Raw genomic sequence first — 13023 nt, 5'->3', positions numbered from 1 at the left:
ATCGCCAACCATTTTTTTGTCCTCATGCGAGAGCCCGGCCAAGGTCTACATCAACATACATACTATGTCGCTTGTGTCAACCTTTAATACTGAACCGACGCCCTAGTTTTTCTTCCTCCCCCAGGTCAGCGAATTCTTTGTTGATTCAAGGTGGGTTCTGATTTATTTTTTAACTCCTTAATTTCCTTGGCTATTGTATTCCTATCTACTCCCAAAACTCGGGCTATGTAAATGATTCCACCACGACCAAGTTTTACGGCTTCTATCGCTGCATATCTTCTTTGGTCTTTTTCAGATAAAGACTGATGATGTTGGAGCATTAAAGCAGTAATTTCGTCTGAGTAATACATAAATTATGTTAGAATAAATGATTCAAATCAATAAGTCATAGGCAACACAAGAATAACCAAGCAGGTATAATATTTGACATCATACCGAAATATGAACCTATTCATATTCTACCAACTCCGTCAATCGAGATCGTGACTTATCTTTAGGAGAACTCTAATGGGAAAAAATTCAGCTTTGGTGATTAACCCAATTCGAGAAAAAGAGATGATTCGGGTTCTCCCGTATGCTCCTCAAGCGAGTAGCACCGAGTTGAAATGGAAGCATCTCAACGTTTCTTACTATCAACTTCCGTCAGTTGAATGCCCTGAGCATACATTATCAAAGCACGTTATCGGTCTGAATTTAGGTGCGCCTGCTCGACTAGAGCGCGTAATCGATCGTCAGGTCAAAAGCGATCGCTTTACTGAAGGCGAAGTGTTTTGTATTAACCCTGCTGGACTCTATCGCACGATTCGCGTTGTCGATCCAGCCCAAATCTTACACCTGTATCTTGAACCAGAATTTGTGAGCCACTTTGCTCACGATCGCATCGATCCCGATCTGGTTGAAATCATTCCCTCTTTTCATCCGCACGATCCTTTCCTGCTTCAACTTGGACTGACTCTCAAGTCTGCTGTTGTGAGTGGCACTGAGATTGATGCGCTTTATGCAGACGCGGCGGCAACAATGCTAGCGGCTCATTTATTACGGCACTACTCGACAGTTGCTGTAGAAACGCAAAAAGGAGTAAATGGATTGAGTCAATCAAAGTTAGACACTGCGATCGACTATATTCATGCTCATTTAGATGAGGATCTCTCGATTGATACCCTGGCTCAATTGGTGCAAATTAGCTCATACTACTTCGTGCGTTTGTTCAAACAGTCAATGGGATTAACCCCTCATGCTTACATTGTGCGTCAACGGTTAGAACGTGCGAAACATTTGTTAAAGATGACGGATTTATCGATCGCAGAAATTGCTTACCGCACAGGCTTTTGTCATCAAAGCAGATTCTCTACTGTCTTTCGCCAATATCTCCATACCTCTCCTAGGGCTTATCGAGACCAAAAGTAACTTTTTATGGATTAGTGCAAGATTCAGCAAAATGAGAGCAAGAAAAGGAAAGACAGCGACCAAGCAATTGTCTTAAGATTTTATTAATAAATCGGCGCTTTACTTTAGGTTCGGTTTCAACCTCTATTCAGTAAAATACGATGGGTGCTGAGTTACAGCCTGTGATTGTCGATAAGAAGCCAACCGTTCTAGAACTTGAGCCAGGAACTTATTTCTGGTGTAGCTGTGGACATTCTAGTAATCAACCGTTTTGCAATGGCGCTCACAAAGGAACTGGTTTTGTTCCAAACAAGTTTGAGCTAACTGAGAAGAAGAAAGTTGCACTCTGTCTCTGCAAACATACTGGAAATGCTCCATTCTGTGATGGCTCCCATCATCAGTACGAATAATAGTGATTCTCAGTATCATGCAGGCATTTTAGGAGTAATGTTATGTCATCTCTAACTGGAAAAGTGGCGATAGTGACAGGTGGATCGCGCGGAATTGGCAAAGCGATCGCGGAACGTTTAGGGCATGAAGGTGCAACCGTTGCTTTGACCTATGCAGGCAATCGCGACAAAGCGGAGGCTGTTGTTGAATCAATCAAAGCCTTTGGAGTTGATGCAATTGCGATTCAATCAGACATCAGCAACCTTGCAGAAACGCGATCGCTGTTTGAAAAAGTAATTCACGCCTTTGGTCATGTTGATATCGTCGTGAACAACGTAGGCGTTTCAGTCTACAAGCTCACCACAGACATCACCGAAGCTGATTTTGATAAAGTCTTCAACACGAATGCGAAAGGAACATTCTTTGCCTTACAAACGGCGGCACAACATTTAAGCGATTGTGGACGAATCATCAGTTTATCGAGTGGTGCAACGCGGCAGAGTATCCCAACGGGTGGCGTTTATGCTGCAAGTAAAGCCGCGATCGAGCAATTTAGTTTTGCGCTTTCCAAAGAACTCGGACATCGGGGAATTACGGTTAATCTCGTTGCTCCTGGAGTCACGAATACAGACGGATTGATCATGCCTGCGGATGCGCTAGATCATCTGGTGCAATCCACGCCGCTCGGTCGATTGGGGCAACCTGCTGACATCGCTGATGTCGTTGCATTTTTGGCATCGGATGCAGCGCGATGGGTTAATGGGCAAACGATTCAAGTTAATGGTGGCATTCTGTAAGAGGCATTCAGCATGAGTTCACTTCAAAACGCAACCGTCAAAAAGCCAAGGCTCAATTCTGCTTTCCAACGATTGATGTCCGTTCATTGGTGGATGGCAGGCTGCTATCTGATTCTATTTGTCGGTGGCACGTTCATGGCGCGGTTGCCTAGAACTCCGGTTCGAGGATTGCTTTATGACTTTCATAAGTCGATCGGTGTTCTGACAATGGCATTGCTCACCTGGCGAATTTTGACGCTGATTCAGGTGATGTGGAAGAAATACATGAAGCGATTGCCAAAGTTCTCGCCGCAATGGTGGAGAAATTTCGCATTGCACGCATTGATGTATGTGTTCATGTGGGCAGTCCCGATCGCAGGTTTTTTCTTTTCTAATTCTTTTCGATCGAACAACGTCAAATTTTTCGGGCTGCTGCTGCCAGATTTGTTTCCGCAAAATGATGCAATGGTCGATTTGGGTCGATCGCTCCATTTTTGGCTGGCTTATACCTTTCTCGCTTTTATTGCAGTCCATCTGATTTTTCAGTGGAAAGTAGCAAAAGCCAATTGGCGGCGATTGACAGGCTTCTTGAAAACTAGGAAAGCAACAAAGGAAACTTAAGAGACTTACCATGAACTATTGTGAAAAACTAACTCGCGATAATTGCGTTGTGGTTTTGGTTGACTTCCTAGACGGATTTTTGCCAGGACTGAAGACGATTAATCATGACTTATTACGAAAGAACGCAGAAGCTTTTACTCGCCTTTCAAATATCTTCGATATTCCAACAATTATGCTGGGAGAAGAAGGCGGATTTCGAGGTAAGTTCTTTTCGGAAGTCGTTGCCCATGCCGATCGTGCGATTCGGATCGAGCGTCATACGCCCAGCGCTTGGGATGAACCCACGTTTCGGGATAAATTAGCTGCGATCGGGCGTAAGAAAGTTCTGCTAGGTGGAATTTCTCTAGATATCTGCACGCTGCAACTGACACTCGATTTACTGGAAGCAGGTTACGAAGCTTATGTCGTGGTAGATGTTTCTGGATCTGATACTCAGTTGAATGAAACAGCAGCGCTGCTACGCATGACTCAAGCAGGAGCCGTTATGGTTTCTTGGGCATCGGTTGCTTCAGAAATCATGAAAGACTGGGAAACGCCAGAAGGCCCAGCGGTTGGGCAGCTCTACCAGGAACTCAGCTACTGGGGCAATCGGCTGTAGAAATGAAGCAATTAGGACTTTACACAGTGTTGGCTTTGGGCTTGGGACTTTGGATAGATTGCTCTTCTACCCTAGCTCAGACAGCTTCCGCTGATTCTGCGATCTCAACGAACTTACAGCCAGAAATCATTCCGTCGGTCGATCGACTTGCAGATGTGCTTCCATCTGCCGCTGATTCTGTGGACTCAACGAACTTGCAACCAGAAATAATTCCGTCGGTCGATCGACTTGCAGATGTGCTTCCATCTGCCGCTGATTCTGTGGACTCAACGAACTTGCAGCCAGAAATCATGCCATCGGTCGATCGACTTGCAGATGTGCTTCCATCTGCCGCTGATTCTGTGGACTCAACGAACTTGCAGCCAGAAATCATGCCATCGGTCGATCAACTTGCAGATGTACTTCCATCCAGTTGGGCATTTTCAGCAGTGCGATCGCTCGTCGAAAAATACGGCTGCATTGCTGGTGATTCAGAAAAACGGTTTAGAGGCGAACAAGCACTTTCTCGTCAAGAATTCGCAGTAGCGCTGAATGCTTGCTTAGAACGGATCAACACGATCGATGGGTTAACTCGCGACGATTTGATGGCTGTAGAACGTCTTCAGCAAGCATTTACGACTGAGTTAACTGCTTTACGCGATCGAGTTGAGGGTCTAGAAACTGAAGCGAACAGATTGGAATCTCAGCAATTTTCAACGACGACGAAACTATCAGGACAAGCAATTTTTGCAGTCAATGCAGGCGGATTTAGTGGAGATCGAGTGATTAGTCCTAGAGGTGCGATCGTCACGCGCGATCGACCGAATCCGACCGCTTTGTACCGCCTCAGTTTGGATCTAAATACCAGTTTCAAAGGTACTGACTTACTAAAACTTCGCCTACTGGCTGGGAGTCCTGGAACTAACGATAATGCGGCTGGATTTCTAGAACCGAATTTAGGGAGTACCTTAGATTTCGCGATTCCTGGCACAACGCAAATATCTCTTGCTCGTTTGTACTATTCTTTTGCTCCTACTAAGGATCTCAGCGTGACTGTCGGGGCAAGAATGGTTGCGGGTGATTTTGTTGATAAAAATCGATTCGCGAACGTTAGCTTTCGAGATTTTTCGACTCAATCCCTCATCAACAATTTTGTTCTGTTACCTAGGCCGGGAGGTGCGGGCGCTGCGATCGACTGGAAGCCGAATCAAGGTGCTTTAAGGCTGCGTGCAGTTTACATTGCCAGTAATTCAGAAGAAAGTTTGCCCGAAAATCAAAGCTTCTTTGGCGGTGGCAGTCCTGGAGATATTCGGCTTTTTCCGATCGCAGGAGGCGGCGCAAGAGGCGGATTGTTTGGCGATCCCTACATGGGCGTTGTGGAACTAGAATATGCACCGACAAGCTCCTTCTCGGCCCGCTTGCAGTACAGCGGCGGAGAAGTTCTTGGCAGCAATTTTCAGTCTGTTGGCGCAAACTTTGATTGGGCAATCACATCACGGCTTGGCATCTTTGGGCGCTATGGTTACGCTTCCTATCCTGATACGACGATCGGGGATATTCGCCCTAGTTATTGGTCTGCTGGCGTTTCTCTTCAGAATTTGTTCGTCAAAGGTGATTTAGCTGGACTGGGTGTCGTTCAGCCTTTCATTTTGACAGAGGTAGGAAACGCAACACAAACAAATATTGAAGCGTTCTACAACTTTCCGCTAGCCAACAATATTCGGATCACTCCGTTGATCCAGGTCATCACTCATCCTGCCAATCAAAACAGCAATGGCACGATCGTAACTGGAACACTCCGCACCGTTTTTACCTTTTAGCATTTACATTCTATGAAAGAACATTCCGCACCTGCTGTCGTGGCGATCGCGCGTCGCGTTAAACCAGGATCTGAAGCCGACTTTGAGGCAGCCGTCCGAGGTGTCACCCTAGCAGCCAGTACATTTCCGGGCTATTTAGCTAGAGCAGCAGGAGCCTCACGCCATAATCTTTGATTTGGCGCGAGAGGAATGCGCGTGAGTCGAGGAGTGGTGTCTGACCAAATTGGCGTAGCCAACAGGAAAGACATCGACGACGAGACGAACAAACTACCGCTCTGGCAATGAACGAATAAACTCTCGGATGACATCGGTTTTATTGCGCTTCACCCGCTTACAGTGGTTTTATTGCGCTTCACCCGCTTACAGTAATTATCTAGAATTTTCTTCTCTGTTTTTGGCAGTCTAATATTGATGGAATCGTCATATTTCATGGCTTGCACCGCAAGGCAATATCAATTACAATAATGACATGAAATACACCTACCAGTACAAAGCACTTCCCACAACTGAACAGAAGCTAGAGCTTAATCTCTGGTTGCGGACTTGCCAGTATTGGTACAACCGTCAACTAGGAGATAGGTTTGACTGGTGGGAATGTAATCGCTCTTATGTCAACGCTTGCCCTTTGATCTGCCACTTGCCTGAGCTACGGGATCAGCCCAACTATTACAGTCAGAAAAAATACCTGCCTGACATCAAAACAGATCTAGTTACGGTCGGTTGGTCATCTGAGTTGTTGGACTTCTCACGGGTTCCGGCTAACACGTTGCAGGAGGTTTGTAAGCGAGTTGATAAGGCGTTTGAACGATTTATTGCAGGTGACAGTACTGGCAAACGGAGTGGTAAACCTCGCTTCAAGTCTGCTGACCGATTTCGCTCCATGGTGTTTGAGGGTGCTGGAGTCGAATTGCATTCTTGTTCGTTAGGTGGCAAATATCTGTTCGTCAAGATACCTAAGCTGAGACTGCTAAAAGTGCGGATGCACAGAGATCTTCCAGATGGCGCAATCTTGAAGCAGGTGCAACCGATCGAAAAGGCAGATAGTTGGTATGTCAACCTGCGACTAGAAGATCCAACTGTGCCTATCAAATCTGATGGGGTCGATCTGAACTGGGATACTGCTTTGGGTATGGATGCAGTTTTGCATGAAGATGACTACCTGGCGACCTCTGAGGGTGAAAAATTGCCATCTCTGAAGTCGTTTCGCAAGTCTGAGAAGCGGTTGGCTAAAGTGTCTCATCGCAAGGCGGCTAAGAAAAAAGGAAGTCGTTCCCGTCGCAAGTTGGCTCATCGTGAAGCTAGAGAACATCAACGCATTGCGAGGGCTAGACGCGACCATGCCTTCAAAACCGCTCACAAGGTTGTGAGGACGGGTAAAACAGTATTCTTTCACGAGAATCTCAACCTGAAAGGGCTGAGCAAGCGCAATGGCGCAAAACAAGATGAGCAGGGAAAGTACCTGCCGAACGGGCAATCGGCTAAGTCTGGACTAAACAAGTCCTGGAACGATGCCGCGTTTGGGCAATTCTTCACAATCCTGGAATACATAGCTGCAAAAGCTGGAGCCGTCGTGATTGGAGTGAACCCCGCCTACACATCCCAACTACTTGCATATCGTGATGAGTTCATCTTCACCGATTGCAGCATTCGAGAGTATTGGGATGAGGTAGAAAATATGAGGGTTGATAGGGACATCAACGCCGCTATCAATATCAAAAGAGTCGGGCTGGGCGAGTTCCCGACTATAAATCGCCGTAGAGGGAAAGTTGTTGTGGGCCGTTCTACAACTGATAGTACCTCGAAGGAAGTTCTCTCTACTCTCCGGAGTCTGGAGAAGCCCACACTATATGCAAAGCATTAGTGTGTGGAGTCGTCACGCGGCGAAGTTCTCTACCCCAACAATCGAGGCGGTGAATGGCAACTAATTATGCGATTCGACACGCTGATTCATTTACAGGAATGGGAAAACTCTCCAATTTGCCAAGGTTGGATTGCACTGGCAGATGCCCTCACAGAAACGCCCAGAGTATCGCGAGTGAATGGATTAGAAGCTTGGTTTGCTTTACCTGAAATGCCGAATGTTGCGCCACCGCCAAAATGGAAAACTGCGATCGTCAGCGCGATCGGTATTTATCCAATGATTTCTCTGATGCCCATTCTGTTGAAACCAATCACAAACGGACTCCCTACTTGGCTAGTAACCCTTGTCAGCATTGCAATCATGATGCCGTTGATGACTTGGGTCGTCATGCCTCAGATAACACGGTTGTTCAAGCTCTGGCTTTATCCTCCGATGGCAAAGCATTCAGCCCATCAATCATCTAATTCAAACCCAAATTAAAGGAGCCTCTGGCAATTAGACCGATCGAAAATTCAGCGTGAATTATTGATAATCGATTCGTCTGCATTACCGCCCTGATCGACCTACACCGCGGCCTCGACCGTAAGGGCCTAGTGATGCAGAATCGCGCAACATAACGTAGGGGAGAGGGGAATGGGGAGAAAGAGAGGGAGTCAGAGGGATGACTCAAGAGCTTCGGAAATTCATCACTCCATCACCCCATCACCCATCACCCATCACCCATCACCCATCACCCCATCACCCCATCACCCCACACCAAGGGTCAGTTAGAAAAGCGGCAAGCCTTCCTCTTGCAGATCCCCCTTTCGGATAAGATTAGATACGCAGCAACCAATGAGGACACGATGTTATGAGTCAAGACGACATTTTTGCTAGAGTCAAGAAAATTGTGGCCGATCAACTAGAAGTCGATCCCACCGAAGTCAAGCCCGAAGCCAACTTTGCTAACGATTTAGGAGCAGATTCCCTAGATACAGTAGAGCTGGTAATGGCATTGGAAGAAGAGTTTGATATTGAAATTCCCGACGAAGCAGCCGAAGCAATTACCACGGTTCAAGCTTCTGTAGATTTCATCAGCAGCAAACTTGCAGCTCCAAAAGCATAAAATACCTGTCTTTTCCCCTAAGAGGAGAGAAGTTATAAAACTGAAAACTCCTCTTTTGTTCTGCGTTCTGGGTGTTTAATTTTTTGAAACTGAAATCATGACAAATTTAGAGCGTAAGCGCGTTGTTATCACGGGTCTCGGCGCGATTACACCGATCGGCAATACCTTGTCTGAATATTGGGACGGGTTGCTGGCCGGGAAGAATGGCATCGGCCCGATCACCTTGTTCGATGCGTCGCGGCACGACTGCCGGATTGCTGGAGAGGTGAAGGGTTACGACCCTCACGAGTATTTAGAGCGCAAGGAAGCAAAGCGGATGGATCGCTTTGCTCAATTTGGGGTATCAGCGAGCAAACAAGCTCTGGCTGATGCGAAGTTTGAGATTAACGACCTGAACGCAGAACAGGTGGGTGTCATTCTTGGCACCGGCATTGGCGGGCTGAAGGTTTTAGAAGACCAGCAAGAAATTTATCTGACTCGCGGCCCCGATCGATGCAGCCCGTTTATGATTCCGATGATGATTGCGAATATGGCCGCAGGCCTGACGGCGATTCAAACGGGCGCCAAGGGGCCGAACTCTTGCACGGTGACAGCCTGCGCGGCCGGCTCAAACGCGGTGGGCGATGCGTTTCGCCTAGTTCAGGGCGGTTATGCCCAAGCCATGATTTGCGGCGGTACCGAAGCGGCGGTAACTCCTTTGTGCGTGGCGGGTTTTGCTGCGGCGAGGGCGCTTTCGACTCGCAATGATGACCCGACTCATGCTTGCCGTCCGTTCGATCGCGATCGTGATGGTTTTGTCGTCGGCGAAGGTGCTGGCATTCTGCTTTTAGAAGAAATGGAACACGCTTTGGCACGAGGGGCCAGGATTTACGCAGAAATCGTCGGCTACGGTTTAACCTGCGATGCGTACCACATGACATCCCCAGTACCGGGGGGCGAAGGTGCATCGCGGGCGATCGCTTTAGCCCTCAAGGATGCGGGTTTGACGCCGGATATGGTGAGCTATATCAACGCTCACGGCACGAGTACGCTTCCCAACGATTCCACGGAAACAAAGGCAATTAAGAAGGTTTTGGGAGAAAGCGCTTACAAAGTAGCAATTAGTTCTACCAAGTCAATGACAGGCCATCTTTTGGGCGGTTCTGGGGGAATTGAGGCGGTGGCGACGGTAATGGCGATCGCCAACGATAAAGTCCCGCCGACAATCAATCTAGAAAATCCCGATCCTGAGTGCGATTTAGATTATGTTCCCCATACAAGTCGCGATCTAAAAGTTGATGTGGCACTGTCCAATTCCTTTGGATTTGGCGGCCACAACGTGACGCTGGCATTCAAGAAGTTTGTTCCGTAACCCGAAATCGGAAAGTCGCAAGTTAGAAGGTGAAAAACTAATTTTTCACCTTCTAATTTTTTTAGGTGAATTTTTAGGTTGGGTACACTGCGACTAAGGAATGAAAATTTAATAACTTACACTTTGATGATTGTTGTGGGATGGGCGTCCCGCCCGTCCTTTCTGCACGGGCTCTCCCGCCCATCCCACAAATTTGCTTAAGTTATTTAATTTCTATTCCTAAGAAACCGGGTTTTTTACCGAATCTGCGGGCTACAGCGAATATTTTTCGTAAAAAACCCGGTTTATGGCCATCGATGCGTAAGTCATCAATTTGTTGGTTGTGGTGGGATATGAGTGAGATTACTGCTGAGCAAATACTGCAAATCAAGGCTATTGTCGATCGCCATGAAAACTTTAAATGTGTTGAGTGCGCCACCAATCTCAAAGATTACTTGACAAGTCAAGGAATTCCTGGAAAGCGCATAAAACTGTACACTGGATTCGGCAGAGGCAGGAACAGTGGCATTTATGATGATAGCGTACCGAGAGATGCTATTTCAGAAAATGGTCGCCACGAAGGAATCGGTATTGTTATCAACAATATAGAGACTATTTTTGATAACCATCACCCGGATGGACTTACTAAAGAGCAATGGATGACAAATCTGCAATTTCACGGTAAAATATTTAATGGTTTACGGTTTATAGTGACAGAAGAAGATTTTTAAAAGGAGACTATTTTTATGGTGGTCGAAGTTAATGTTAATAAACTAGATGTTAAAAATGAATACTTTTTTGATTTACTCCAAAGAATCAAACAAAGACCGGGTATGTATTTGGGCAAGTGTTCAATTACCCGCCTGCGCGCATTTTTAGATGGATATGAGACGGCTAGAGCGGAACTTGGGTTTCCCGACACAGAACAACAACAACAACTTGATGGATTTCAAGAGTGGATACAAGAAAGATATCAAATTACGTCAAGTCACGGATGGGACAGTATAATTCTCTTCTTCTCTGCTGATGAAAAAGACGCCCTCGATAAGTTTTTCAAACTGTTGGAAGAATTTTTTAATCTCGATAAAATTGCTGAAGACAAAGACAATTAGCAGAGATGTCTCAAATCCTCACTTCACAATGCCTGGATCGAGATTTCACCTTAATTCTAGGAAGTAATTGCCGAAATCAAATATTTATCGCCCGTTGAGCTGGGATATTTAACAGAAAACGCTTGCACATTTTCCTGATTCAAATTAGCGGCGTAATATTGCTTGAGCTTGTCAAAAGTCAGATCGCCTCCTGTTAACTCAGTTGTATAACCTCTTTCAATTTCACCCATATACCCCAAAACGGCTGCAAAGCCTTCGGGATCTTGCTCTGCCTGAATTTGAACAGATAAAGGACTTCCTGAAGTGTTTTCGTAAACTAAGGTGATTACTCCTTTTCTTTCCCTTTTCCATTCAAAAATACTAATTTTTTCCTTATTAATTTCAATAAAATTATCGCCGTTTTTGACAATTAGGTAGTTTTCTACATCAAAAAGTAGGGGTGGATCGGAAACTATAGTAAGTTCTCCCCATTCCCCTCTTAAATAGTATTTGCCATCCGCGCTAAAAAATTCGTCTATATTCCCGTAATCAACGCTACCATCTGGATCTGCAATGGGGCTGATGTTGTTCAGAACCAAATCGTAGGTTTGAGGGTAGGGAAAATTTAAGCTCATCCGCCGATAACAATACTGTTCTTCAGGTAAGGGTTGAGTGTAGAGAGAGTGATTTTCTGTGAGAACAGCTTCCAAGAGGATTTGTATAGATGTTTTATCATTAATGCTAAGTACATAGCTATCCTCTAGATAAATATTTTCAAATCCCGGAAATTGCCAGTAGTTTAAGCGTTCCATTTTTAAATGTCCCAATCAATAGGAGTATGATTAGCTGGGCTTTTTCTGTTAACGAGCTTTCCTTGTAGATCGATTCTACTGCCTTTAGCATTTTTTAGCTCTACATGAGGGTGGTTGCTTCCGGGAGCTCTTGGAGTTCCCTGTTTGAGTGTTAATCTAGTTACTCCGTTTTTATCAATATATTTTAACGGGCCATTAGGTGTTTGAGTAGGATGCCAGCCCTGTTGTGACTCAGCCCACATTTGAAAGTCGCTTGCTTTTGGATTAATCCTAGTTGAGATAGCTTGTGTTATGCGTTCCCATGCCATTCGCCCTGATAGAGTTGCCATAATTCACAATAAATTAGCTCGATTCTCCCGGCACCAACTCCAAGCGATATCGGTACAAAGCCACAGGATGCCCTCCAGCCGCGAAATAATCCGGGTCTTGGGGCGATAAATAAATCGCTGTCACCTGATCGGCTACAATTTTTTTACTCCCAGAAGATCCATTTTCCCCGCTTCCAATCACTCGATAAGCTGTGGTTGTTTCCACTTCGTTTAAATAAATATCAGTCTCGCCCCGAAACACCTGCTGAGAAATTTCTGTAGATACAAACTCCCGAGGATTCGGCGTTTCAGTGCCGCGACTGGTGACAATCGAGATTAGTTGGCGATCGCCTTTGAGTATGGTAATCTGGCGGTTGGGATTGTTTGGATCGACTTTCACGGAAAGTACGCCACCGTTGCCTAAATAGGCTTTGGCGATGTTCAAACCGTTAAAATTGCGATCGGCTACAATTTTAGGAGCTTTTTTAGATGTATAAGTAGAAATTAAACCAATAAATTTTTCAGGTTGAAATCGAACTTTAAACAATACTGGCTGCTGCAAATACTGGCGGTTTTTTTCAAATCCAGGCGTGACAATATTTGGGGCTAAAGGCGCTGCTAAATCTATTAAAGTGCTGGCAACATTCCAACTTCCGGCCATCCAGTCTGGATACACTAAATCTCCCTTAGCTACGGCGATGGGAGGCTTGCTATCCCAATTGGGAAAACTGGAAATGCGATCGCCCAAAACCCCCGCCCTCGCACCGCCACCCCACAGCAACACAACCAAAACCAGACAAAAAACCCAAATTACCTTCATACCAAATTACATTCAAACAGCTAACTTTATATTTTGCTCTAATTCGTTCGTAGTGAGGACTTCAGTCCTTCTTTTTGCGGACTGAAGTCCTCACTACCAAAAGTTGGTAATGAGGAATGCAAGTCC

Annotated in this window: 17 protein-coding genes; 13 read left to right on the top strand and 4 right to left on the bottom strand. The window is 45.8% G+C overall.

Features of this window, described 5'->3' with window-relative positions:
• Window positions 1-125: 125 nt before the first annotated feature.
• Window positions 126-350, bottom strand: a complete 225-nt coding sequence (locus JGK07_RS05850; RefSeq protein WP_293192115.1) for a hypothetical protein — start codon at window positions 348-350, stop codon at window positions 126-128.
• A gap of 157 nt (window positions 351-507) precedes the next feature.
• Between JGK07_RS05850 and JGK07_RS05845 the strand changes: the two genes are divergently transcribed.
• The 13 genes from JGK07_RS05845 (at window position 508) to JGK07_RS05785 (ending at window position 10978) form a co-directional block, all read left to right on the top strand.
• Complete coding sequence (locus JGK07_RS05845) at window positions 508-1407, top strand: AraC family transcriptional regulator (protein ID WP_293192117.1); 900 nt, start codon at window positions 508-510, stop codon at window positions 1405-1407.
• 140 nt (window positions 1408-1547) lie between these two features.
• Entirely contained in the window at window positions 1548-1796 is a 249-nt protein-coding gene (locus JGK07_RS05840) for a CDGSH iron-sulfur domain-containing protein (protein WP_293192119.1), read from the top strand.
• A 42-nt stretch (window positions 1797-1838) separates the two neighbouring features.
• Window positions 1839-2573 carry an SDR family oxidoreductase gene (locus tag JGK07_RS05835; protein ID WP_293192121.1) on the top strand — a complete coding sequence of 245 codons (735 nt, stop codon included), beginning with the start codon at window positions 1839-1841 and terminating at the stop codon, window positions 2571-2573.
• Window positions 2574-2585: 12 nt separating this feature from the next.
• Complete coding sequence (locus tag JGK07_RS05830; protein ID WP_293192123.1) at window positions 2586-3173, top strand: cytochrome b/b6 domain-containing protein; 588 nt, start codon at window positions 2586-2588, stop codon at window positions 3171-3173.
• 10 nt (window positions 3174-3183) lie between these two features.
• Entirely contained in the window at window positions 3184-3771 is a 588-nt protein-coding gene (locus JGK07_RS05825) for an isochorismatase family protein (RefSeq protein ID WP_293185408.1), read from the top strand.
• Window positions 3772-3773: 2 nt separating this feature from the next.
• Entirely contained in the window at window positions 3774-5570 is a 1797-nt protein-coding gene (locus JGK07_RS05820) for an iron uptake porin (RefSeq protein ID WP_293192126.1), read from the top strand.
• A gap of 12 nt (window positions 5571-5582) precedes the next feature.
• Window positions 5583-5744, top strand: coding sequence for a hypothetical protein (locus tag JGK07_RS05815; protein WP_293192129.1), 162 nt, complete (start codon window positions 5583-5585; stop codon window positions 5742-5744).
• A 295-nt stretch (window positions 5745-6039) separates the two neighbouring features.
• Complete coding sequence (locus JGK07_RS05810) at window positions 6040-7431, top strand: transposase (protein ID WP_293185405.1); 1392 nt, start codon at window positions 6040-6042, stop codon at window positions 7429-7431.
• 3 nt (window positions 7432-7434) lie between these two features.
• Window positions 7435-7911: a hypothetical protein gene (locus tag JGK07_RS05805; protein ID WP_293185404.1), complete on the top strand. Its 477-nt coding sequence runs from the start codon at window positions 7435-7437 to the stop codon at window positions 7909-7911.
• A 370-nt stretch (window positions 7912-8281) separates the two neighbouring features.
• Window positions 8282-8536 carry an acyl carrier protein gene (gene acpP / locus JGK07_RS05800; protein ID WP_293185403.1) on the top strand — a complete coding sequence of 85 codons (255 nt, stop codon included), beginning with the start codon at window positions 8282-8284 and terminating at the stop codon, window positions 8534-8536.
• 97 nt (window positions 8537-8633) lie between these two features.
• Entirely contained in the window at window positions 8634-9887 is a 1254-nt protein-coding gene (gene fabF / locus JGK07_RS05795) for a beta-ketoacyl-ACP synthase II (RefSeq protein ID WP_293224109.1), read from the top strand.
• 332 nt (window positions 9888-10219) lie between these two features.
• Window positions 10220-10597, top strand: coding sequence for a papain fold toxin domain-containing protein (locus JGK07_RS05790; RefSeq protein WP_293224107.1), 378 nt, complete (start codon window positions 10220-10222; stop codon window positions 10595-10597).
• Between the two features lie 15 nt (window positions 10598-10612).
• A complete protein-coding gene (locus JGK07_RS05785; RefSeq protein ID WP_293192133.1) occupies window positions 10613-10978 on the top strand; it encodes a hypothetical protein in 366 nt (121 codons plus the stop codon).
• Window positions 10979-11034: 56 nt separating this feature from the next.
• Here the strand turns inward: JGK07_RS05785 and JGK07_RS05780 are convergent, their stop codons facing one another.
• Genes JGK07_RS05780 through JGK07_RS05770 form a run of 3 tightly spaced genes read right to left on the bottom strand, consistent with a single transcriptional unit; the run spans window position 11035 to window position 12897 of the window.
• Complete coding sequence (locus JGK07_RS05780) at window positions 11035-11769, bottom strand: hypothetical protein (RefSeq protein ID WP_293183059.1); 735 nt, start codon at window positions 11767-11769, stop codon at window positions 11035-11037.
• Between the two features lie 2 nt (window positions 11770-11771).
• Window positions 11772-12077: a hypothetical protein gene (locus JGK07_RS05775; protein WP_293206154.1), complete on the bottom strand. Its 306-nt coding sequence runs from the start codon at window positions 12075-12077 to the stop codon at window positions 11772-11774.
• A 34-nt stretch (window positions 12078-12111) separates the two neighbouring features.
• The gene (locus JGK07_RS05770; protein ID WP_293206152.1) at window positions 12112-12897 is read right to left on the bottom strand and encodes a DUF6816 family protein; all 786 of its coding nucleotides are present in this window, start codon (window positions 12895-12897) and stop codon (window positions 12112-12114) included.
• Between the last annotated feature and the right edge of the window lie 126 nt (window positions 12898-13023).

This window comes from Microcoleus sp. PH2017_24_DOB_U_A (genome assembly GCF_020738205.1).
GTDB lineage: Bacteria > Cyanobacteriota > Cyanobacteriia > Cyanobacteriales > Microcoleaceae > Microcoleus.
The sequence above is the reverse complement of the archived record's forward strand: the minus strand, read 5'-3'. Positions and strand labels throughout refer to the sequence as shown.